This is a genomic window from Intestinimonas timonensis, from assembly GCF_900626145.1.
GTDB classification, from domain to species: Bacteria; Bacillota; Clostridia; order Oscillospirales; family Oscillospiraceae; genus Intestinimonas; species Intestinimonas aquisgranensis.
Genome location: NZ_LR130816.1, coordinates 1,082,987 through 1,103,406 on the forward strand (window position 1 = coordinate 1,082,987; position 20,420 = coordinate 1,103,406).

Annotated in this window: 26 protein-coding genes; 9 read left to right on the top strand and 17 right to left on the bottom strand. The window is 56.3% G+C overall.

The window, feature by feature from the left end:
* Position 1 precedes the first annotated feature (1 nt).
* From trpD to E0E29_RS05305, 7 genes are all read left to right on the top strand, one after another.
* Positions 2-1,033 carry an anthranilate phosphoribosyltransferase gene (trpD, locus tag E0E29_RS05275; RefSeq protein ID WP_130848942.1) on the top strand — a complete coding sequence of 344 codons (1,032 nt, stop codon included), beginning with the start codon at positions 2-4 and terminating at the stop codon, positions 1,031-1,033.
* Positions 1,030-1,812, top strand: a complete 783-nt coding sequence (gene trpC / locus E0E29_RS05280) for an indole-3-glycerol phosphate synthase TrpC (RefSeq protein ID WP_130848943.1) — start codon at positions 1,030-1,032, stop codon at positions 1,810-1,812. Before trpD ends, trpC begins: the two co-directional genes overlap by 4 nt.
* Before the next feature lie 2 nt (positions 1,813-1,814).
* A complete protein-coding gene (locus E0E29_RS05285; protein ID WP_130848944.1) occupies positions 1,815-2,429 on the top strand; it encodes a phosphoribosylanthranilate isomerase in 615 nt (204 codons plus the stop codon).
* Complete coding sequence (gene trpB / locus E0E29_RS05290) at positions 2,426-3,616, top strand: tryptophan synthase subunit beta (protein ID WP_130848945.1); 1,191 nt, start codon at positions 2,426-2,428, stop codon at positions 3,614-3,616. The genes E0E29_RS05285 and trpB overlap by 4 nt, the downstream gene beginning before the upstream one ends.
* Positions 3,609-4,379, top strand: coding sequence for a tryptophan synthase subunit alpha (trpA, locus tag E0E29_RS05295; protein WP_130848946.1), 771 nt, complete (start codon positions 3,609-3,611; stop codon positions 4,377-4,379). Before trpB ends, trpA begins: the two co-directional genes overlap by 8 nt.
* 119 nt (positions 4,380-4,498) lie before the next feature.
* The gene (locus E0E29_RS05300; protein WP_130848947.1) at positions 4,499-5,578 is read left to right on the top strand and encodes a hypothetical protein; all 1,080 of its coding nucleotides are present in this window, start codon (positions 4,499-4,501) and stop codon (positions 5,576-5,578) included.
* A 51-nt stretch (positions 5,579-5,629) separates the two neighbouring features.
* A complete protein-coding gene (locus tag E0E29_RS05305) occupies positions 5,630-5,905 on the top strand; it encodes a hypothetical protein (protein ID WP_130848948.1) in 276 nt (91 codons plus the stop codon).
* A gap of 52 nt (positions 5,906-5,957) precedes the next feature.
* Here the strand turns inward: E0E29_RS05305 and E0E29_RS05310 are convergent, their stop codons facing one another.
* The 16 genes from E0E29_RS05310 to E0E29_RS05395 form a co-directional block, all read right to left on the bottom strand.
* Positions 5,958-6,362, bottom strand: a complete 405-nt coding sequence (locus E0E29_RS05310; RefSeq protein WP_130848949.1) for a hypothetical protein — start codon at positions 6,360-6,362, stop codon at positions 5,958-5,960.
* 13 nt (positions 6,363-6,375) lie between these two features.
* Positions 6,376-6,798 carry a hypothetical protein gene (locus E0E29_RS05315; protein ID WP_130848950.1) on the bottom strand — a complete coding sequence of 141 codons (423 nt, stop codon included), beginning with the start codon at positions 6,796-6,798 and terminating at the stop codon, positions 6,376-6,378.
* 115 nt (positions 6,799-6,913) lie between these two features.
* Positions 6,914-7,666 carry a hypothetical protein gene (locus E0E29_RS05320; RefSeq protein ID WP_242622377.1) on the bottom strand — a complete coding sequence of 251 codons (753 nt, stop codon included), beginning with the start codon at positions 7,664-7,666 and terminating at the stop codon, positions 6,914-6,916.
* 104 nt (positions 7,667-7,770) lie between these two features.
* Positions 7,771-7,995 carry a hypothetical protein gene (locus tag E0E29_RS05325; protein WP_130848951.1) on the bottom strand — a complete coding sequence of 75 codons (225 nt, stop codon included), beginning with the start codon at positions 7,993-7,995 and terminating at the stop codon, positions 7,771-7,773.
* Positions 7,992-8,393, bottom strand: coding sequence for a hypothetical protein (locus tag E0E29_RS05330; RefSeq protein WP_130848952.1), 402 nt, complete (start codon positions 8,391-8,393; stop codon positions 7,992-7,994). The genes E0E29_RS05325 and E0E29_RS05330 overlap by 4 nt, the downstream gene beginning before the upstream one ends.
* A 256-nt stretch (positions 8,394-8,649) precedes the next feature.
* Positions 8,650-8,874 (bottom strand): hypothetical protein, encoded by a 225-nt coding sequence (locus E0E29_RS05340; RefSeq protein ID WP_130848954.1) that lies wholly within the window; start codon positions 8,872-8,874, stop codon positions 8,650-8,652.
* Positions 8,875-9,216: 342 nt separating this feature from the next.
* Positions 9,217-9,513, bottom strand: coding sequence for a hypothetical protein (locus tag E0E29_RS05350; protein WP_130848489.1), 297 nt, complete (start codon positions 9,511-9,513; stop codon positions 9,217-9,219).
* Between the two features lie 4 nt (positions 9,514-9,517).
* The gene (locus E0E29_RS05355; protein WP_207303553.1) at positions 9,518-9,751 is read right to left on the bottom strand and encodes a phage holin; all 234 of its coding nucleotides are present in this window, start codon (positions 9,749-9,751) and stop codon (positions 9,518-9,520) included.
* Positions 9,752-9,830: 79 nt separating this feature from the next.
* Complete coding sequence (locus E0E29_RS05360) at positions 9,831-12,701, bottom strand: hypothetical protein (RefSeq protein ID WP_130848956.1); 2,871 nt, start codon at positions 12,699-12,701, stop codon at positions 9,831-9,833.
* A gap of 206 nt (positions 12,702-12,907) precedes the next feature.
* Positions 12,908-14,041: a hypothetical protein gene (locus tag E0E29_RS05365; RefSeq protein WP_130848957.1), complete on the bottom strand. Its 1,134-nt coding sequence runs from the start codon at positions 14,039-14,041 to the stop codon at positions 12,908-12,910.
* A gap of 14 nt (positions 14,042-14,055) precedes the next feature.
* Entirely contained in the window at positions 14,056-14,997 is a 942-nt protein-coding gene (locus E0E29_RS05370) for a PD-(D/E)XK nuclease domain-containing protein (protein ID WP_130848958.1), read from the bottom strand.
* Complete coding sequence (locus E0E29_RS05375; protein ID WP_092364966.1) at positions 14,997-15,674, bottom strand: hypothetical protein; 678 nt, start codon at positions 15,672-15,674, stop codon at positions 14,997-14,999. Before E0E29_RS05375 ends, E0E29_RS05370 begins: the two co-directional genes overlap by 1 nt.
* A 146-nt stretch (positions 15,675-15,820) precedes the next feature.
* Positions 15,821-16,162, bottom strand: coding sequence for a plasmid mobilization protein (locus E0E29_RS05380; protein ID WP_021419845.1), 342 nt, complete (start codon positions 16,160-16,162; stop codon positions 15,821-15,823).
* Complete coding sequence (locus tag E0E29_RS05385) at positions 16,162-16,344, bottom strand: DUF4316 domain-containing protein (RefSeq protein WP_130848959.1); 183 nt, start codon at positions 16,342-16,344, stop codon at positions 16,162-16,164. The genes E0E29_RS05380 and E0E29_RS05385 overlap by 1 nt, the downstream gene beginning before the upstream one ends.
* 136 nt (positions 16,345-16,480) lie before the next feature.
* Positions 16,481-16,882: a cysteine-rich VLP protein gene (locus tag E0E29_RS05390; RefSeq protein WP_102268374.1), complete on the bottom strand. Its 402-nt coding sequence runs from the start codon at positions 16,880-16,882 to the stop codon at positions 16,481-16,483.
* A gap of 44 nt (positions 16,883-16,926) precedes the next feature.
* On the bottom strand, positions 16,927-17,607 hold the full coding sequence (locus E0E29_RS05395) for a ParB N-terminal domain-containing protein (protein WP_423202431.1): 681 nt from the start codon (positions 17,605-17,607) through the stop codon (positions 16,927-16,929).
* A gap of 371 nt (positions 17,608-17,978) precedes the next feature.
* Here E0E29_RS05395 and E0E29_RS19200 point away from each other — a divergent pair, with 371 nt between their 5' ends.
* Together E0E29_RS19200 and E0E29_RS05410 are read left to right on the top strand one after the other, a co-directional pair.
* Positions 17,979-18,287 carry a recombinase family protein gene (locus E0E29_RS19200; protein ID WP_130848960.1) on the top strand — a complete coding sequence of 103 codons (309 nt, stop codon included), beginning with the start codon at positions 17,979-17,981 and terminating at the stop codon, positions 18,285-18,287.
* A gap of 55 nt (positions 18,288-18,342) precedes the next feature.
* The gene (locus E0E29_RS05410) at positions 18,343-19,824 is read left to right on the top strand and encodes a recombinase family protein (RefSeq protein WP_479723847.1); all 1,482 of its coding nucleotides are present in this window, start codon (positions 18,343-18,345) and stop codon (positions 19,822-19,824) included.
* Positions 19,825-20,161: 337 nt separating this feature from the next.
* Here the strand turns inward: E0E29_RS05410 and E0E29_RS05415 are convergent, their stop codons facing one another.
* Complete coding sequence (locus E0E29_RS05415; RefSeq protein WP_130848961.1) at positions 20,162-20,413, bottom strand: RDAC family protein; 252 nt, start codon at positions 20,411-20,413, stop codon at positions 20,162-20,164.
* Positions 20,414-20,420: the final 7 nt, after the last annotated feature.

A 20,420-nucleotide genomic window follows, 5' to 3' on the forward strand; every position in this document is an offset into this window, starting at 1 on the left:
CATGATCAAAGAAGCCATCGTCAAGATCGTCAATAAAGGGGACCTCACCTATGAGGAGGCCTACACCGTCATGAACGAGATCATGAGCGGCCAGACCACCCCCACCCAGAACGCCGCCTTCCTGGCGGCCCTCTCTACCAAGAGCGCCCGGGCGGAGACCACCGACGAGATCGCCGGCTGTGCCGCCGCCATGCGCTCCCACGCCACAAGGGTGGAGACCAGCATGGAGCTCTTTGAGATCGTGGGCACCGGGGGCGACAACGCCGGCAGCTTCAACATCTCCACCACCGCCGCCCTGGTGGCGGCAGCGGGGGGTATGAAGGTGGCCAAACACGGCAACCGGGCCGCCTCCTCCCAATGCGGCACCGCCGACTGCCTGGAGGCCCTGGGGGTCAACATCCACCAGAGCCCGGCCAAGTGCGTGGAGCTCCTCAGGGAGGTGGGCATGTGCTTCTTCTTCGCCCAGGACTACCACACCTCCATGAAATATGTGGGGGCCATCCGCAAAGAGCTGGGCTTCCGCACCGTATTCAACATCCTGGGCCCCCTCACCAATCCCGGCACGCCCTCACTGCAGCTCCTGGGGGTCTATGACGAGTATCTGGTGGAGCCCCTGGCCCAGGTGCTCATCAACCTGGGTATCAAGCGGGGCATGGTGGTGTACGGCCAGGACAAGCTGGACGAGATCTCCCTGAGCGCCCCCACCACCGTCTGCGAGATCCGGGACGGCTGGTTCAAATCCTCGGTCATCACGCCGGAGAACTTTGGGTTTGCCCGCTGTGCCAAGGAGGATTTGAAAGGCGGCACCCCCCAGGAGAACGCCGCCATTACCCGGGCCATTTTGAGCGGGGAGCGGGGGCATAAGCGCAACGCTGTGCTCCTCAACGCCGGGGCGGCCCTGTATATCGGCGGCAAGGCGGACACCATGCAGGACGGCGTGGCCCTGGCGGGGGAGCTCATCGACTCCGGAAAGGCCGCCGCCGTCCTGGAGCGGCTGGTGGCTGTCAGCAACGGCCCGGAGGTGAGCGCATGACCATTCTGGACCAGCTGGCCGACCACGCCCGGGAGCGGGTGGCGGCGGCCCAACGGGCCGTCCCTCTGGAGGATCTGCGGCGGCAGGCCTGTTCTCTCCCCAAAGGGGACTTCGCCTTTGAGCGGGCCATGGGCAAGGAGGGACTATCTTTCATCTGCGAGTGCAAACGGGCCTCTCCCTCCAAGGGACTCATCGCCCCGGAGTTCCCCTACCTGCAAATTGCCAGGGAGTACGAGGCGGCGGGGGCGGACGGCATCTCCGTGCTCACCGAGCCCAAGTGGTTTTTGGGCAGCGACCGCTATTTGGAGGAGATCGTCCGGGCCGTTTCCGTCCCCTGTCTGCGGAAGGATTTCACGGTGGACGCATATATGATCTACCAGGCCAAGGTGCTGGGGGCGTCGGCGGTGCTGCTCATCTGTTCCATCCTGACCCAGGGGCAGCTCACGGACTATCTGCACCTCTGCGACGAATTGGGCCTCTCTGCCCTGGTGGAGATCCACGACGAGGCAGAGGGGGAGACCGCCCTCCGGGCGGGTGCCCGGCTGGTGGGGGTCAACAACCGTAACCTGAAGGATTTTTCCGTGGACACGGACAACAGCCGCCGCCTCCGGGCCATGATCCCACACGACGTGCGCTTCATCTCCGAAAGCGGCGTGCGGAACAGCGGCGACGTGGCCCGGCTCCGGGCGCTGGGAGCCGACGGTGTGCTGGTGGGGGAGACCCTGATGCGGGCGGCGGACAAAAAGGCGGCTCTGGCGGAATTGCGAGGTGGCGTATGACCATGACCGGAACAAAAATCAAGCTCTGCGGACTGTCCCGTCCCCGGGACATCCGGGCGGCCAACGCGTTGAAGCCCGAGTTTGTGGGCTTTGTGTTCGCGCCGCGCAGCCGGCGATATGTCTCACCCCAACAGGCAAAGACACTTAAGAGCCTGCTCTCACCGGAGATCCAAGCGGTGGGGGTCTTTGTGGACGAGGAGGCCGAGCGGGTGGCTGAGCTGCTGGGCAGCGGCATCATCGACCTGGCCCAGCTCCACGGTGCCGAGGACAACGGGTACATCCGGCGGCTGCGGGCCCTCACCGATCAGCCGGTCATCCAGGCCTTCCGTGTCCGGTCGGAGGAGGACGTCCGGCGGGCGGCGGACAGCGGCGCCGACCACATTTTGCTGGACGCCGGCGCCGGCACGGGCACGGTCTTCGACTGGGGGCTGCTCCGGCAGATCCGGCGGCCCTATTTCCTGGCCGGTGGGCTGGGCCTGCACAATGTGGAAAAGGCGGTGGAGGAGCTGCACCCCTATGCGGTGGATGTGAGCTCCGGCATTGAGACCGACGGGGTCAAGGACCCGGAGAAAATGGCGGCCTTTGTGGCCGCGGTCAGAAAGGAAGGAAGACCATGACCAATCCCAAGGGCCGCTTCGGGGTCCACGGCGGGCAGTATATCCCCGAGACGCTGATGAACGCGGTCATCGAGCTGGAAGAGGCCTATGACCACTATAAAAATGACCCGGAGTTTAGCCGGGAGCTCACCGAGCTGCTCAATGAGTACGCGGGCAGGCCCTCCCGGCTGTATTTCGCCAAAAAGATGACGGAGGACCTGGGCGGGGCGAAGATCTACCTCAAGCGGGAGGACTTAAACCACACCGGCGCCCACAAGATCAACAACGTGCTGGGTCAGGCCCTCCTGGCCCGGCGGATGGGCAAGAAGCGGCTCATCGCTGAGACGGGGGCGGGCCAGCACGGGGTGGCCACCGCCACCGCTGCCGCCCTCATGGGCATGGAGTGCGTGGTTTTTATGGGAGAGGAGGACACCGTCCGTCAGGCCCTCAATGTCTACCGCATGCGCCTGCTGGGGGCCACCGTGGTGCCCGTCACTACCGGCACCGCCACATTGAAGGACGCGGTGTCCGAGGCAATGCGGGAGTGGACCTCCCGCATTGCCGACACCCACTACTGTCTGGGCTCGGTGATGGGGCCCCACCCGTTCCCCACCATCGTCCGGGATTTCCAGGCGGTGATCTCCCGGGAGATCAGGACCCAGCTCCTGGAAAAGGAGGGGCGGCTGCCCGACGCGGTGCTGGCCTGCGTGGGGGGCGGCTCCAACGCCATCGGCAGCTTCTACCACTTCATTGAGGACCCCCAGGTGCGGCTCATCGGCTGCGAGGCGGCGGGCCGAGGGGCGGATACCCCGGAGACGGCGGCCACCATCGCCACCGGAAGGCTGGGCATCTTCCACGGCATGAAGTCCTACTTCTGCCAGGACGAATATGGGCAGATCGCCCCGGTGTACTCCATCTCCGCCGGGCTGGACTATCCGGGTATCGGGCCTGAACATGCTCACCTCCACGATATCGGCCGGGCGGAGTATGTCCCCGTCACCGACGAGGAGGCGGTGGACGCCTTCGAGTACCTGGCCCGCACCGAGGGCATCATCCCCGCCATCGAGTCGGCCCACGCCGTGGCCCACGCCATGAAGCTGGCCCCCACCATGGGGAGGGAGCAGATCATCGTCATCACCATCTCGGGGCGGGGCGACAAGGACTGCGCCGCCATTGCCCGTTACAGAGGGGAGGATCTCCATGAGTAAGATTGCAGACGCCTTCGCGGGCGGAAAGGCCTTTATCCCATTCATTACCTGCGGGGACCCGGACCTGGAGACCACCGCCGCCGCCGTCCGGGCCGCCGTGGAAAACGGCGCCGACCTCATCGAGCTGGGCATTCCCTTTTCCGACCCCACCGCCGAGGGGCCGGTGATCCAGGGGGCCAATCTGCGGGCCCTGAAGGGCGGGGTCACCACCGACCGGATCTTTGGGCTGGTGCGGGACCTGCGCCGGGACGTGACGGTACCTCTGGTCTTCATGACCTACGCCAACGTGGTCTTTTCCTACGGCACGGAGCGTTTTCTCTCCACCTGCCGGGAGGTGGGGGTGGACGGGCTCATCCTGCCCGACGTGCCCTTTGAGGAGCGGGAGGAATTCCTGCCCTTCTGCAAACGGTACGGGGTGGACCTCATCTCCCTCATCGCCCCCACCTCGGCCCACCGCATCGCCAAAATCGCCCGGGAGGCGGAGGGCTTCCTCTATATCGTCTCCTCTCTGGGGGTGACGGGGACCCGGAGTGAGATCACCACGGACCTTTCCGCCATGGTGGAGGTGGTGCGGCAGAACACCGCCATTCCCTGCGCCGTGGGCTTCGGCATCTCCACCCCGGAACAGGCCAGACGGATGGCGGAGGTTTCCGACGGGGCCATCGTGGGCTCGGCCATCGTCAAGCTGCTGGAGCAGTACGGCAAGGACGCGCCCCAACAGATCGGCGCGTATGTGCGGAAGATGAAAGCGGCCCTCGGATAGGGGGAAAAATACAGTCCCGGCGGGGGAAGGCTCACGGTGCGCTCCGGATTCTATTGCGAAGCGCCTATCCAGGGTGTATACTTCATGGATAGAAATATTTGGAGGAGAACGGAGAGCCTATGTCTGTTCAGTCGAATGCTTCCTATTTTTTTGTTCCCTTTCAGCTTCAGGAGCCACTGGACTTTCCGGAGACGGTCCGGCGGCTTGACCGGTCCGACTGCTGGACGCCGGTGGGTGAGCGTATCCTCTATTTTATGAAATATGTGTCCGACAAGCTGGATACCGGCGATCCGGAGCACTGCCAGTGTTTCCGGTTCTGCCTCAACCCGGAGGCGAGGGGGCGGTTCGGTCTCTCAGAGCCGGACAGCGTGTACCACATCGAGCCGCTGCGGCATGTGACGGAGCAGGAGACCTATCCCTTTTACCTGGGGGATGTGGAGCTGTTTTGTTTCCGCACGTCGGTGTGCATCCTGGCCATTCAGGTCAGTTTTCTGAAAAACGACCCCATTCACATCTCCAGCGGGCAGTTCTATCTGAAAAAGGTGGCCAAGGAGAAGGTCTATCCCCAGAATGGGGCGGACAGCTTCACCCTTCTGGAGCTGGCCCGCAGGCTGATGGACACCCTGGGAGAGAAAGTCCCGCCCGTTCCCTTCTTTTTCGCCAATCCGGGCAGCGAGCGGGCCAATGTCTTCAGCCGCCTGGAGGTGCCGCCCCAGGAGGACTATGACCGGGAGCTGTTCTACCTGCGCCGCTGTTACAGCGAGGGCTATCTCTACCAGCCCGACCCGGAGCTGGACGCCAGGGAGATCTACCGCCCGGCACAGGATACGGTGTGGGGCATGTCCGCCGAGGCGGCGGTGTGCCTGGTCTGCCCGGAGCGGGGGAAGGAGCAGTTTCTTCGGGGAGCCTTTTACCGCAACTTCAAAAGTCAGTATCTGCTGATGTACGTGCTGCTGCTCCACCAGAAGTATGTGCTCTACCTCTTCCTCACCGAGGTGGGCACCGGCATCCGGGACGATCTGGCGCTGCTGGAGTCCTACCGGGAGCGGCTCTATGACTTCATGACGGACTTTGTATTCTCACGGATCAGCGAGGTACCCCAGTATCAGAATCTGTACGACCGCCTGCAGCATGTCTTTGCCCTGGAGGAGCTTTTTGACGATGTGCGGGAGCCTCTGGCCGCGCTGCGGAACCTGTAGCTGGAGCAGGACGCCAAAAAGCAGCAGAGGCAGGACGCGCGGATCAACCGCATGCTCTTTGTGCTCTCTCTGCTGACGGGATTTTCTGTGCTGTCCGACGGGCATGCCGCCATCGAGAGCTATGCGTCGCCCTACCTGCCGCCCCTGCTGGTGGAGGGACTTCAATATGGGTTCGCGGCTTTGGTCATCGGGGCGCTGGCCTGGGGGATCATCACCCCCCGCCTCCACCAAAAAGAAATCCCCGTAGCCTCAACGGTTACGGGGATTTTCTTACTCCTGCAATGGTTTGCGGTGTTTTTAACTGTTACACAATGTTACTTTGCGTAACACGATGATTGCACACGAAACTGCAAAATTGCACACGGGATTGCACACGGAATTACTCCCGTCCCATCTGGTCCATGCACCGCTGAATGGCCTGACGCTCCTTCTCGGTGGAGGCGGACTCCATCATCTCCTGGAGCTGTTCCATCATCTGCTCCTTGGCGTCGTGGCGGGAGTAGCCGCCGTCACGGCTGTAACCGCCGTGATTGCCGCTGTACCCGTCCCGACTGTAATGACCACGGACATAGTGGCGGCGGCGGTAGCTGGAGCCGCCGTCATAAGACCCACCGGAACGGGACTGCCCGCCCTCCTCCTCCAGCATGCAGATCTTGTCGATGTTCTTGATGGTGTCGGTGAGCTTGTGGACGATCTCCAGATCACCGGCGCCCATATCGGGCTTCTGGTTGATCTCCTCCAGCTCCATGCAGAGCTTTTCTTTCAGCTCGTAAAGTGCTCTCATGCTTCCACTCCTTTCACGCCGTCCGGACGACTTCCATGTTGCTGTTTGCGAAGTTGATGGCCTGGGCGCTGGTGTTGCGCATGGCCACCGTGACACAGCAGCCACGGGGCACGTCCACCGAGGCGGAGACGTAGATGTTGAAATAGTTCTCCACGGCGGCAGGGGTCACCGTGGCCACAGAGGTGGGCAGGGGCTCCCCATTGATGGTGAGGGCCGCCGTGATGGCCTCCACGGTGCCGCCGGCAGGGATAGCGATGTTGCCGCCGAATGCCACGCGGAACTTTGCCCGACACTGGTTGGTGAGCCCCCGAAGAGTCACCAGCCCAGCGCCGGCCCGGTGTACGATGCTGGCGTTGCCGGAGGCCGCCGTCTCGCTGAGGGGCGCATTCTGGCCGGGTGCCACAGTGGCGATCCCGGCGTTGGTATACTCGGCCATAAGATCCTTCCTTTCAAAAAATGTACGGCGGGAGCGATTGCCCCCGCCGTTGTTGTTGTGTATCGGCTCGGGGCCGAACATCCGAGAGATCCTCGGAAGCTGGATCATGCAGTTGTCAGCAGCCGCAGCCGTTGCCGCAACCACAGCCGCCGTTGCAGAAGTTTGGGAAGGTCACGGGCTGGGGAGGCTGGACCACATAGGCAGGCGTGGGGCACTCCGCGCCGGTCCGGCGCAGGATCTCCGCCTTGTTGGCGTCCATGGCCGCCATGAGGACGGCGTTCTGGTTGGACTGGCTGGCGGCCAGCTTCAGACTCTGGTTCTCGGCAGTCAGGGTGGAGATCTTGTCCTGGGTCAGGAAGTCCAGGATAGCTCTGGTGTTGGAGTTGTTGTTCTCCAGAATGTCCCGAGTGGTGTTCTGGATGGTGTTGCGGGTGTCACAGGCCTGGGCGGCCATGTCATAGCGCACTTGGCCGATGGCCTCGCGGGTGTCGCAGCAACACTGAGCTAGCTGAGCGCCAAGGCCGTTGAAGCCCATCTGGGTCTGATAGCCCAGATTGCACACGGCATTGTCCACACCGTGGAAGCCGCTCTGCACGGCCCCCAGGATGTCCCGCTGGCCGCCCTGGAGGTTATTGAGTGCGAAACCGTCGTTGATGTCGGCTCGGGTGGCGAAGCCCTGGAAACCGGAACCGCCAGCGTTGCCGCCGAAGCCGCCATAGCCGCCCCAGCCGCCGAACAGACCGAAGATAAGGAACAGCACGATAAAGGACATCCAGTCGCCGCCCCAGCCGAAGCCGGAGCCGCCGTTGGTGTTGGCGGGCTGTACGGGCATGGTCAGCACAGCGCCGCCGTCATTGGTAAGAGACATGGTCATTCTCCTTTTGTTGTATTTCAAAACCGTGGCCACGGATTTTGAGACTGAGTTGCATCAAACTTTCATCTTTGTCAGCAAATATTGAAAGTACACTTTGCTTATTTCCCAAACATCCCCCGCAGGCCCTCGAACATGCCCTGCATCTGCTGGGCCTGCTGCTGGACCTGATAGAGCTGCTGCTGGGAGATGCGCCCGCTCTGGACCATCTCCTGGATCATGGCGTTGGGGTCCTTGCCCCGCATCTGCTGCATGAACTGCTGGAACTGGCCCAGCATGGGGCTGCCGCCCATACCGCCGCCCATGGCGTTAAAAAACGGGTTCATTCCGCATCCTCCTTTTCACTCCTGCCCAGGGCGTCCACACGGGCCGCCAGGGCGTCCAGTTCGGCTTTCGTGGCGTACTCCACCGCCGGAGCAGCGGGGGCAGCCTTGGCCGTGCCCCGCTCCACCAGGTCAAAGACCTGCATGGTGGGCCGCCCGGAGGCGTCGGCCTGTTTGAGGTAGATCACCGGCGCGTTGGAGTCCCACAGGGCAACGGCGGAGTTGGGGGCCATCAGATAGCCCATGGCCTCCTGCTGACCGCTCACCCAGACCATGGACTGCTGGGGGGCGGGCATCTGGGGCGTGGGCTGGGGCGTGTACTGCTGCTGCCGAAGCTGGGCCAGATTGTCCATCATGGGCGGCTGCGCCGGGTAGTATTGGGGTACATATGGGTAGCCCACAGGTCACTCCTCCTCCTTGGTCCAGTAATAAAGCACGATCTCATGGGAGCTGTCCCAGGTGTCATAGAGGGCACCGTCCTGGACGCACACCACATGGCCGGACAGGGTGAGGATGTAGGTCCCCTGTCGGTGGCCGGCGGCGNAAGAGACATGGTCATTCTCCTTTTGTTGTATTTCAAAACCGTGGCCACGGATTTTGAGACTGAGTTGCATCAAACTTTCATCTTTGTCAGCAAATATTGAAAGTACACTTTGCTTATTTCCCAAACATCCCCCGCAGGCCCTCGAACATGCCCTGCATCTGCTGGGCCTGCTGCTGGACCTGATCGAGCTGCTGCTGGGAGATGCGCCCGCTCTGGACCATCTCCTGGATCATGGCGTTGGGGTCCTTGCCCCGCATCTGCTGCATGAACTGCTGGAACTGGCCCAGCATGGGGCTGCCGCCCATACCGCCGCCCATGGCGTTAAAAAACGGGTTCATTCCGCATCCTCCTTTTCACTCCTGCCCAGGGCGTCCACACGGGCCGCCAGGGCGTCCAGTTCGGCTTTCGTGGCGTACTCCACCGCCGGAGCAGCGGTNTCCCCCTGCTGGCGGTGGACCACCGACCCCAGGTAGAGGCAGCCCGCCAGACTCAGGGCGGCCAGCACCGCCGCTGCAGCCGCCACCGGTCGGAGCCGGTCAGCAGCGCGTGTGGCGGCGCGGATCTCCTCCCGGACGGTCTGCCACATCTTTACCAGAACACGGATGATGGCCCGGTAGGTGGTCAGGCCCGCGCCCTCCTCGCTCAGGATCTCATTCAGCTCGTCGTCCATGGGCCCCTCCTCACAAAAGCTGGGCCACCAGGAAGCCCACGGTCCCCGTGATGAAGCCCGTCACGACCAGGTCCCAGAGCCGGGAGGGCCGCCCTTTCAGGGAAGCCACGTCTCCGGCGATGTCGTCCAGCTTCTCCACGATGGTGTCCAGCCGGGTCCCGTTCACTGCCTGGTGCTGTTCCAGCTCTCGGATGCGCCGGAAGAACTCCTCGTGCCGCTGGCTGTTCTTCTGGGACTCCAGTTCAAAGTCGCCCTCCAGCCGCTTGACCCGCTCGTCCAGCTGGCAGGCGGAACAATCGTTGGGCATGGCGTCAGCCCCCTCTCATCACCTTGTCTGCCTCAATGGCCTTCTGGGTAAAGCTATTGTTCTTCCACCAGGCCGCCAGGGCCGCCGCAACGGTCCACGTTGTGGTCACCAGGGCGTTGATGGTCTCGTCATCGATGGGAATGACCTGGATGCCGGCCATGCTCAGACACTGGTTGAGCAGGGCCAGAAAGAGAATGATGGTGCGGGCGATAGTGCCCGCGCTGATGCTGTTTTTCATATGCGCCTCCTTATCGAACTCCTGCATATCGTTCCATCCACAGTCTATCAGAAACGTACTGCAAAGGGCAAATGCCCGCTTAATTCTGACCCTTGCTCATAAGATCCCAGAAGTCATCCGCCTGTGCCGCGCTCATTCCTGCATTCTGGAGCTGCTGCAGTTTGACCTCTTTGGTGATTCCCTTCCCCGTGGCAGCATAGATGGGGTAATAGGTCAGGTAGTCATCAATGCTCATGCCCCACTGCCGTATCCTTTCCCACCGGGCACGTCCGGCGTCCGAGAGCTCCAGTTGATAGAGCCGGTTCTTGTCCGCCGCAGAGAGTCCGCTCGACTCGATGGCAGCGATGATCTCCGCCTGATTGACGGAGTCGTCTCCGTTCCGGTCCCTATCCGCATCCGCATAGGTCAGCCAGGCGTCCACGGAAAGGCCGCTCTGGTAAGCCTCCCGGAGCTTGTCCCGACTCATGGCGGCTCCGTACTTAGAGCGGTAGGCCAGGTATTCGGCCTCGCTCAGGCCCAAGTCTGTGCCTGCCCGCTTTACCTCACCGACCCACTCCTCTGGCTGATAGCCGCTGTGGAGATCCGCCTTGGACACGGCGTCGGCATAGGTGTATACCATGTCCAGCGCCCTGGCCTTCTCTTCGTCCGTGAATCCCTGATAGACCCCGCTTTGGATGAGTTTGTCGGACAGATCATAGGCCGTTTGTCCACGCATGGTCGCGTATTTTACATACTGTTCTGCGCTTAGGTCGATATGATTTCCGTCCACGATGATGTACCGGTTTGCCCGGCTGGGTACCACCCCGCTCTCTCCGGTCTGGTCGTAGAGCCGCTGCACCTCCTCATCCACCGCCGTCACATTCCGCTGGTCGGTGTAGGCGGGGTTGAAAAGGTTTTGGATGGACCGGATGATGGGGTCTCCCGTCTCCTCCTGCCGCCCCCAGGCGTCCACATAGGGGATCTGCTGGTAGTCCCAGCCGGGGAGCCGGGCTGACGCCTTGCCAAGGGCGTACTGGGCATCCGTGGGGAGGGGGAGGTTCTTGTCGGTGTAGGTGGTCATGCGCACGTCCTCGCCGCTGCGCTCCAGCTGGCCGCCCAGTGCGGGGATGGCCTGGGTGAGGTAGGAGACGATGGAGGACCACAAAAGGCCGCTCAGCTTCTCGTTGCTGGCTGCGTAGGACACGTTGTCAATGAGGTCGTTGAGGGACTGGAGCATGGACATTTCCAACATCGGCTCGGAGATGGAGGAAAAAACGTTCTTGATGCTCTCCGCCGTCAGTCCGTTTTCGCCCAGGGAGTTCATGAGCTGCACGCCCATGAAGAAGGGCAGGGCCTCCGGGGCCAGCCAGTCCAGGGTGACCGACCCGCCGCCGGGGAGGTTGAGGGCGTAGGACTGCGCTCCCGTCAGGTCGTTCATGGCCTGCTGCTTCTCGTCGGGGTCGTCGCCGCCGGTGACGATGCCTTTGGAGGCCAGAAGGGCCCCCAGGGCCATCAGGGCGGAGCCGGTGAGACCGGCGGCAATATTGTCGATGGCCTCCGCAGCAGATATTTTTCCTGTTCGTACCTTGTGCAAGTCGCCTTCGATCAAGCCAATCTCGAATGGGTTTATAGAATTTAGAAATCCAAGGGGGCTGTACTCCACGCCTCGGACCAGGATGTTGGCCGGCGTCCGCTTGAAGGGCAGGACGGCCTCGCCCAGAGTGCCCAGAGACCGGGCGGTCCGCACCACCGCGTCGGAGAACTGGTTTTTATCGTTGAAGGTGGCCCTCTGCGCCTCCTGTCCGGCGTAGTCCCGGGCAGCGTTGAGCAGTGTTTGGTCCACCTGGCCGGACCGGAGCTGTTCAGCCGTGACGCCGTTCGCGTTGAGATAGCCGGACAGCGCCCCGGCGTAGGTAAGACGCTTGAAAAGCGTGTCCTCGGCGCTCAGCGCGGCGCTGTTTCCGCGTCTCGCTGCTTCCAGCGGCTTTGTCTTGAAGATCGTCCTCTTGTCATTGATGATGCTTTGCACGTCGTCGTACTTGCTGCCGCTCAGCACGTCCGCCACGTTGTTATAGTCCCTCCAGGCGGCGGCGTACAGCTCCGGGCTGGTGGCAAAGGACTTGGTGCGCTGAAGCTTGCCGCCGGAAGCGGCGCTCACGCCGGATTCGATGAGAGCCGCGATTCGGTCCTTGATAAAATGGACCGGCTGAAATCCCACGTTGCCGAAGACGTTCCGAACATGGGTCCTGGGATTGCCCAGCATGGACAGATACCGCCAGGCGTTCCACTTGTCCTTCCAGGTGGACGGCACCTGGTCGGCCACGTTCTGATAGATCTCCTCCAGCACCGCGTCCCGGCCGGCCTGGTCCGTCTGCTGCTCAAACTTGGTGATGAGGTCCGGGTCGATGGTGATTTCCTGCCCCTTCAGCGTTTTGGAAAGCGTTTTCTGGAGGTTATCCACCGCCTTCTGAGCGGCGTAGAGCTGATAAGTGGGCTCCAGCTTGCGCAGGATGGAGGCGGCCTGCACGGACTGTCCGGCGGTGGTCTCCATCTGTGCGTAGAGGGATAGGAGCTCCGCCGTTGCCTTGCCGTCCCCGGCGTTGGCGGCGTTCACCAAAAGCTGCTGTCCCAGGGTGGCAAGGTCTTTTGACACCACGCCCTTCTGGACCGCGTTGGAAAAGTCGCCCAAAGCCCGCTGGAAACCGTCCCGCTCGATCTGTGCAACGGCCCGGCGGATGGAATCCTGATCGGTCACGCGGTCATAGGAGAGCTGACCAGATAGGACCATGCGCTGGATTTCGCCCACCACCTCGTCGGGGATGGCCCTGGCCCCCATGGCGGTGGAGGCCGTCTTGCGGATCTTCCGCCCTGACGGGTCGGTGGTGGGCACGTCCACAGGCCGGGCCGCGTTGGCCCCCTCGCTGTTGTTGATTGGCTCTCTGTAAACTTGCTGCCTTCTCCATGTCTGCACCTCACTATCTTGGAGTCTGGGACACTCTCTGGTACTACTTGGTACTACCATGCACTTCCTCAGACTCTTATAGTTTGGCAGAGGCATTTTACCCTGACAAGCCGCCGACTGTTTTTACGCTTACGAAAGATTAGAGAATCCTGTCCTAAATCTATTTTCAAATAAAAACGGATGGTCTAATGAAACCATCCGTTTTTAAACATATTCTATTTGTCTGGCTTGATAGTTTGCTTAACCAGTTCGGCTTTTTGTTTCTCAATGAGATTTGAGTAGACTGCATAAGCAACATTTTGAAAATAATCGATATACAAACTCTGGTCACTTGCAGGCAAGGGGGCCAAACGTTCTATACCGTCATCTTCAAGCTGGTATGTTTTTACAATATTGATTTTCAAGTCGGTTTGCTTAAAATTCACATCGATTACTATTGTTATCGGGAGTGTCTTGTGCGAGAACTTGTAACTCATACTTGAAAAAATAAAACCTTGAGACATACATTCCTTTACAAAATCATTATTTCTTAACCCGTCACCTTTTAAAATCGCACTACTAATTCCCGAAAGGCGTCCGGTGGGTTCAGAAGCATCAATTTCGCCTGATGTAGTCTCGTCATTTTCATCATCAATGCTTTTTTCATCTTTGTTTACAGTAACATTAATAATGTCTGTTAGTTTCCATTCTTTGTGAGTGTACGCGCCAAAATTATCAAAGAAATCTACCTTGTGTGCCTTTAAAAGACTTGCTAACGTTATTCTTTTAAGACCAAATACAGCCTGTTCACTATCTTCTTGAATCATTTCATCCAGAAGTGTGACAAACTGTTTTGATTCCGACATTCCTTCGTGCCGTATGCTAACTTTAAACTTCTGCGAATCATCTTCTAACGGGGAAATGGTAACATCTAAAGTCACTGTTCGCGTTTCAGCAATTTTAATACGGCCTCTTTGGGGTTTTTTATATATGTACTGCAATGTTACGCTGGTTTGATTTCTTGCAATGTTTTTTAATGTATACTTAGTATTCGAACTACGACCTTTATTGACAAATTCATCTGCTATACTCGTCAGAAAATCTTCTTTGGACTGTTCGCTTTTAGGAGAGATTATGACAACAGTAGACTTCAAGTTGTTTTGCTCAAAATTCATAACCTCTTGCATCTGAGTCATAGTTGCAGAGCCAAAAAAATGATGGTGTATCAAGTCAGAAAGAGCCTCTGAATTAGTACATATGGGAAGGATACCTTTTTGCCGTAAAACATATTTGACACTTTGAGCGTTAATTAGTTTATCGTCTATTAATTTTTTAAGGTCATCCCCCTTAACAAAGGATTGAACTGCCATTATTCTCGCCTCCCTTATGACTCATAATAGATTCTTGATAAACGACGATTGTCCATCAGATAATATTTAAAAGTATCTTTTTCTGCGAACATTTTTGAAAAAGATTCTTTGATGTGATCTATGTCTTTTTCTGTTTCAGGATAAAAATAGAAATGAACTTCTTGATAACGATCACTTCTCGATTCTAATTGTAATTCATTAATCATATCCTGCAAATACTTTAAAGAATCATCTGTAACGTGCTCAAAACAAAACAGGGCCTTTATATCAACCTTTGTTGTAACGCCTTGGTTGGTTGCACTTTTAATATAGGATGCCAAGATGTAGTCGGAAAATAAATATGTTGGTGTGACTACAGGTGAACGATCCCAGGTAGAACCACCAATGGATGGATATATAATGCCAAAGCTATTTTCAATACTGTTTTGCTTAATTTTCGCGATTTCAGCATTAAAAGAATACCATTTTTCAAGCCTACTATTATCTGCAAGATAAATCATTAGAGGATGGCGACGTCTTGGAACCTTAATTTGGGAAATGCTTTTTAACGCACGTTCCATCTCGTATATGTTATCACTTGAATTATATAGTAAAATCCCACCGATTAAAGTATATTCTTCTAAATATGTAGTTAAGGCAGGAGATGTTGAAGCACACTCAATAGTATTACACAATTCCTCAACCCATAATGACAAATTACTCGGAATAAAGTTAGACCATTCGCGATGTTTGCATTCTATAATAAAGGCCTCTTGGCGTTTAGTGAAAGGATTATAATACCCTGCTAATATATCTACACCATGCGTTTTTTTGTCAGAAGATTTTGCGTTTTTATGTGCAGCTCTTATGCAGTCAATTTGAACATCTTGAGCTAAAATCTTCCATTCCAAATGCTCAAAAATAGAATTTCCATAGTGCTCTAATTTTTTCCCAATTCTTTGACTAAGTTCGCCCATCAATGTTCACCTCCATTCAGCAAAATTTGATGGAGAAACAATATTTCTTCATCGTCCATCGAGGAACGAGACTTATAAACGGTAACTCGCCCCTTTGCAGTAATTCGGAGTTTAATTGAGCTATTATCACAGTAAAGAATAATAGTCATGCTTGAAATTTTATCATTATATTTCTGAAGGATAGAAAAAGCATCTCCATACGATGAGAGGTCCACAGTAAAGTTGCCAACAATATCCTCCGTAAAGAGAAAATCTTGAAAGCACACTTTAGAGACTTTTAACTTATAACCTTTCAATTTTTCTAATAAAGTGTCAATCGTAACTTCGATACTATTAATGGAAATAGGCGCTAACAAATTCGATAGCTCAAATACTAATTTGTTTGCCGAAGTTTTGTTCCCCCAAATTTCCAAAAAACCATCCGTAATGCTGAAAGAAATAACATTTGCTTTAGGAACAATACGATATTCAAAAACTCTCTGCTCAGGGTTATAATAAGATTCTTGAGCATTTTGGACAATGACATATTCGCCCAGTAGTTCATTGGCGCTAATCATTTCCAAATTAAAATAGGTATTTTCATCTTCTGGATAACCTTTCAAGCGTGAATATATTGATTCTACATTGATTTCTGCTGGTGAACGCAATTCATATATAAAAATACTGCTGGAAGCCATCGAGTTACCTCCTTTAAAAATGTTGTCAGAATCTACAATTAATACAATTATACGACTATATAGAAAAGTTATCAATGTCATGGCAGGCAAAAGTTATCATCAAAATAAAAAAGGAAGGGCGACAGGAAAAACCTGCCGCCCTCGTCTTACTTTGCTACCAGCTCGGAGAGCTCCCGCAGCACCTTTGACACCTCGCCCCACAGCTTTTCATAGTCCCGCTTCAATCCGTCGATTTCCTCCGGGTACACGCCGTAGGTGTGCGCGTGTACGGCGACCTGATTGAGATTGTTGGAACAGCGCCTTTGCAGAGAGATCAATTCTTTTATGGGCGCAAGGTCAACGTGCAGGATATACCCGTTCAGAGCCATCTTCCGCACATAAGCGCCGGCATTGGAAATGCCCGCTTCGGCCATCCGCTCATGGATGGCCGCCAGCTCGTCAGGCGTCACCATGACGTGCAGATGGACATTCCGCTTTCGGTTCTCCATCAGCGTTCCAGATCCCGGCCCTTTCTGCGCTCTTTGGGCTCCTTCACTTTGTCCAGCGGCTTTGCGTCCAGCTCCGGGGGCGCAGGCGGGATGGGCGTGTTATTGGGTACGCCGTCGATCATGTTGCAGTTCTGCTCCGTGGAGAGCTCGGCGGTTTTCAGATAGTTGTCTTTTTCGTGCATGGCGATCCTCCTTCTATTCTGAACCTCGGGCCAACATGGTCCGAAGTGAGGTATGTTACGAAATGAGGGAGCAAACCGGGGCGGGATGGGTTGCAGTATTCCCGCCCCGGAAACGCCCTCAAAAAAGCCCGGAATATCAAGCCTTTCGGGGCGGCAAATCGTAACCGCCGCCCGGCCTTTTCTCCCGCATTTTCCTCATGCGTTCCCGGCTTTTCCGGCGGTTTCCTTCGGCCTTGCAGGCGTCGGAACAGTAGGCTTGACGGCCTTCGGGTAAAAATGCCCGCCCGCAGACCGTACAGGCCCGAAGCTCCGGGGAGCCGCCTTCCACGGTCAGCGCCGCAAGAAGCTCCGGGTCGAGGGGCAAGACGGCCTCCCGGAAATACCGGCAGTAAGCGCCCGTCCAGCATTTGTGCAGCATATAGCAGCCACAGTCCAGCGGCAGGCACAGGCCCGTTTCCCGGTCATAGTTGGCGCACATCCCCGTGACAAGGGAACGGATTTTCTTCTTCTCGTCACGGGTCAGCTCCCGGGCGTCCATTCAGGACTTCGGGCTACGATGGCCCGAAGGGCGGGGCTCCACGATCAGCGCCCGGAATTTCTTCCGGCACTGTTTTTTCCTGCCTTTGCACTCCTTGTAGTAACGCCCTTGTCCTTGACGCTGGACACCATAGCCCGCATTTCTTCATCGTCCCGGACCTCAAAGGGATGGTTTTTGAAGGCGTGGAGCTCGTTCAGCTTGATATATACGATCTGTTCCTCGCCACGGCGGGGAGCCTCCTTCGGCCCCTCGGGTTCTTTCGGAGCGGGAGCGGCCTGCACCGTGGGAGCCGTTTTTTTCTCCGGTTTCTCTTTTGGGGCCTTTTCCGGCTTTTTCTGTGCGGCGGCCTTGGGCTTCGGAGCGGCGGCCTTGTCCTTATCCTCTTTCGGAGGACGGCCCCGGCGCTTCGGCTGCTCGGGCTCTTTGAGCTTTTCCTGTTTTCCATCGGCCTTTTTCGGAGCCTCCGGCTGTTTTTTCGGTTTCTCCGTTTTTGCCGGGGCAGGCTTTTCCCCGCCGGAAGCTGCCGCCCGTTCCTCGGCTTTCTTTCCTTTCATAATTTCAGCGAAGTCATAGACGGACACCTGCGGGCTCTTTGCCTGCTGTTCCGTCTTTTTTTCGGTCTCCGGGGGAGTAGGCGTTTTCTCCGGCTCGGGCGGAGTTTCCTTGCCCGGCCCGGTATCCGTTACCGGCTGCTCCGGCATTTTCGTGGTTTTATCATCTGCCATAAGCATTTACCTCCTGTTTTTGGGCGTAAAAAAAGGGGCTCAACTTTTCAGTCAAGCCCCCGTGGGAAGTTCCTCCTTTCTCCGCCAAGATACAAAAATACCGCCCGTAGTCTCGTTTGGGCGGTACTTTGTGTAAGATTGGCAGTCCATTATTAAGTTTTTTATTATGTTCCCTTTGTACACCGTTGCAAGAATTGGGTACTATACTTCCATCAACAGTTGTGCCTTATTTTCCCCCAGGACTTGGGCAAAGGAAATGGATTGCAAAGAGTAATCGCTACTGGGAAATTGAATTGGGATAGTGAGATAAACATGATACATGATTTGATGTATATAGAACTGAAAACAGGGTATTCCGACGATGGCCCGGCATGGATCGGATATGTGAAAACCTCAAAGAGCAGGAAAACGATTTACTTTATCTTCGCAGCTTTGCGGAAAAGTATCAGCTCAATGTTGTGGGAGAATCCCAGGACGAGGCCAGCGGCCTGACCTTTGACCGGCCTGGGCTGAATGATTTTCTGGAAGCTGTCCGGCGAGGACAGGCCGACGCTCTTTTGACAAAAGATTTGACACGCCTGGGGCGAGATGTCATGCAGACTGCCTCATGGATCGCAGACTTGAATACTTCGGGTGTAGGCGTGTTTTCCGTCACGGACTTGACTCTCCGAGGGCTTTAATTACTGAATCAGCGTAAAATCCGGCAAAAAATCTCATAAATTTTTTTGTTTTCTCTTGACATTAGGAGACGATGGACACACGGGGACGGATGCCAACCGTGAAAATTTCCAGCGGCTTCTGGCTGATGTAATGAGCGGGAAAATCAACTGTGTTGTGGTAAAAGACCTTTCCCGTTTTGCCCGGAATTACAGCGATGCGGGGAGTCTGATTGATAACCTGTTTGTGCAGATGGGTGTTCGTTTTATCAGTCTTGCTGAAAATGTGGACAGCTACCTCAACCCGGACAGCGTTTCCAGCATTATTGTTCCGATTACAAATGTGATGAACGATCAATACTGCTATCAGACTTCAAAGAAGATCCGCCAGGTGTTTGACTATAAGCGACGCAACGGCCAGTACATCGGCTCCTTTGCTCCCTACGGCTACATAAAAGATCCGAAAGACAAACACCAGTTGATTGTCGATCCCGAGGCCGCCGAGATTGTAAAGCTCATTTATAACAAGACTTTGCAAGGGGAAACAAGGCGGGCTATCGTCTACCACCTAAACGATCACGGCATCCCCAGCCCGACAACTTACCGAAAAAATAAGGGCCTGCCCTATTCCTGTTCGGTATCAGACAATCCCATGTGGGGAGAGCGGGTGCTTACAAACATTCTTACCAACCCGATCTATACCGGGGATTTGGTACAGGGCCGCCGCCGTGTGAAAAGCTATAAGGTACATGAAATTGAGGCGGTGCCGGAGGATGAATGGGTGCGGGTGGCTGATACCCACGAGGCGATTATAGACCGGGAAACCTTTGAAAAGGTGCAGGCCCTGTTGAAACGGGACACCCGGACGGCCCCACGGAAAAAGGAGCTCCATCTGTTCAGCGGTTTTCTCCGCTGTGCGGATTGCGGAAAATCCATTACACGGAGCCAGAGCGGGAAAAATGTGTATTACGCCTGCTCTACCTACAAATACCGCTCCCGGGCCGCCTGCTCCATGCACTCAATCAAGCATGAGCGGCTGGAGGCCGCCGTCCTGTTTGCCGTCCGTCAACAGGTACATCTGGCCGTTTCCTTTTCGGAGATACTTGCCCGTATCAACTCGGCTCCAGTCAAAAAAAGCCAGTCTTTCCGACTGGACGATCTGATTGCCGCAAAGGAAAAGGAACTGGCGAAAATTACCCGCTACAAGCAGTCTCTTTATCAAGACTGGAAAGACGGGGAAATTACCCAGCAGGACTACCGGACGATGAAGGCTGACTATGAACGGCAAATAAGCTCTCTCTCCGATGTGCTGGAACGGCTGACCGCTGAACGGGCGGAATTGGCAAACGGCGTTGACAGCGAGCATCCGGCGCTGGTGGCCTTTAAGAAACACCAGAACATTGAAACGCTCAACCGGGAAATCCTCATTGATCTTGTAAACTACATCAAGGTTTACGAAAACGGCAATATCAGCGTGAAATTCAAGTTTGCTGACGAGTTCCGCAGAATTGCCGAATACATTGAAATTAACATTTCTGAAATTCCCGCCGCGGCGGGCTGATGCCCGCCACATCATTTCTGGCAGTGTGTTTTCCTAATATGAAACATTCATATGCTTGACCTCGATTTCAAAATTTTTGTCACATCGAGACTCACTGGTGTAGTAGTGGTGTAGTAGCACTACCTTCAAGCCTGAAAAACCTTGATATTACAGGGAATTTTAGAGATTTCTGCAAATAATGCCGTGACATACGAACAGTATTTTGATCATGGAATTTCCTTCCCAAGCCGGTACAGGCTTTCCTGTAATTTCTATGATATTTTACCATAGCCAAGGGGTGAAATCCACTCTTGATGCGTGAAAAAGGAGAGGAGGGCGGCATATAATGCCGCCCTCCTCAGGGTATTTCAGAGAGGATGAAATAAAGACCGTCTTGGGAGAAGGTGGCCTGGATGCCCTTGCTCTGGTAGTAGTCACGGATGACCCGGTACGCCCCCTCCTGCCGCTCCGGAGTGCAGCAGCACGCGCCCGGAGGTTCCAGACAGGCGGTGGTGGGGTTTTTATAGGTCACACGGTAGCGGATGTCCTCCTCACGCAGCCGTGTGTTGAGCAGGACGAGGTCCTGGTAATCGATATCCACTGTGGTCACATCCTCC

Bases quoted from the DNA above. Each gene is read 5' to 3' on its own strand.
- trpA (WP_130848946.1), top strand. From the start codon at position 3,609: ATGAGTAAGATTGCAGACGCCTTCGCGGGCGGAAAGGCCTTTATCCCA.
- trpC (WP_130848943.1), top strand. From the start codon at position 1,030: ATGACCATTCTGGACCAGCTGGCCGACCACGCCCGGGAGCGGGTGGCG.
- E0E29_RS05395 (WP_423202431.1), bottom strand. From the start codon at position 17,607: ATGGCAGATGATAAAACCACGAAAATGCCGGAGCAGCCGGTAACGGAT.
- trpB (WP_130848945.1), top strand. From the start codon at position 2,426: ATGACCAATCCCAAGGGCCGCTTCGGGGTCCACGGCGGGCAGTATATC.
- E0E29_RS05310 (WP_130848949.1), bottom strand. From the start codon at position 6,362: ATGAGAGCACTTTACGAGCTGAAAGAAAAGCTCTGCATGGAGCTGGAG.
- E0E29_RS05375 (WP_092364966.1), bottom strand. From the start codon at position 15,674: ATGGCTTCCAGCAGTATTTTTATATATGAATTGCGTTCACCAGCAGAA.
- E0E29_RS05305 (WP_130848948.1), top strand. From the start codon at position 5,630: ATGCTCTTTGTGCTCTCTCTGCTGACGGGATTTTCTGTGCTGTCCGAC.
- E0E29_RS05320 (WP_242622377.1), bottom strand. From the start codon at position 7,666: ATGTCTCTTACCAATGACGGCGGCGCTGTGCTGACCATGCCCGTACAG.
- E0E29_RS05285 (WP_130848944.1), top strand. From the start codon at position 1,815: ATGACCGGAACAAAAATCAAGCTCTGCGGACTGTCCCGTCCCCGGGAC.
- E0E29_RS05355 (WP_207303553.1), bottom strand. From the start codon at position 9,751: ATGAAAAACAGCATCAGCGCGGGCACTATCGCCCGCACCATCATTCTC.
- E0E29_RS05300 (WP_130848947.1), top strand. From the start codon at position 4,499: ATGTCTGTTCAGTCGAATGCTTCCTATTTTTTTGTTCCCTTTCAGCTT.
- E0E29_RS19200 (WP_130848960.1), top strand. From the start codon at position 17,979: ATGGATCGGATATGTGAAAACCTCAAAGAGCAGGAAAACGATTTACTT.
- E0E29_RS05380 (WP_021419845.1), bottom strand. From the start codon at position 16,162: ATGGAGAACCGAAAGCGGAATGTCCATCTGCACGTCATGGTGACGCCT.
- E0E29_RS05315 (WP_130848950.1), bottom strand. From the start codon at position 6,798: ATGGCCGAGTATACCAACGCCGGGATCGCCACTGTGGCACCCGGCCAG.
- E0E29_RS05370 (WP_130848958.1), bottom strand. From the start codon at position 14,997: ATGGGCGAACTTAGTCAAAGAATTGGGAAAAAATTAGAGCACTATGGA.
- E0E29_RS05350 (WP_130848489.1), bottom strand. From the start codon at position 9,513: ATGCCCAACGATTGTTCCGCCTGCCAGCTGGACGAGCGGGTCAAGCGG.
- E0E29_RS05365 (WP_130848957.1), bottom strand. From the start codon at position 14,041: ATGGCAGTTCAATCCTTTGTTAAGGGGGATGACCTTAAAAAATTAATA.
- trpD (WP_130848942.1), top strand. From the start codon at position 2: ATGATCAAAGAAGCCATCGTCAAGATCGTCAATAAAGGGGACCTCACC.
- E0E29_RS05385 (WP_130848959.1), bottom strand. From the start codon at position 16,344: ATGCACGAAAAAGACAACTATCTGAAAACCGCCGAGCTCTCCACGGAG.
- E0E29_RS05390 (WP_102268374.1), bottom strand. From the start codon at position 16,882: ATGGACGCCCGGGAGCTGACCCGTGACGAGAAGAAGAAAATCCGTTCC.
- E0E29_RS05340 (WP_130848954.1), bottom strand. From the start codon at position 8,874: ATGAACCCGTTTTTTAACGCCATGGGCGGCGGTATGGGCGGCAGCCCC.
- E0E29_RS05325 (WP_130848951.1), bottom strand. From the start codon at position 7,995: ATGAACCCGTTTTTTAACGCCATGGGCGGCGGTATGGGCGGCAGCCCC.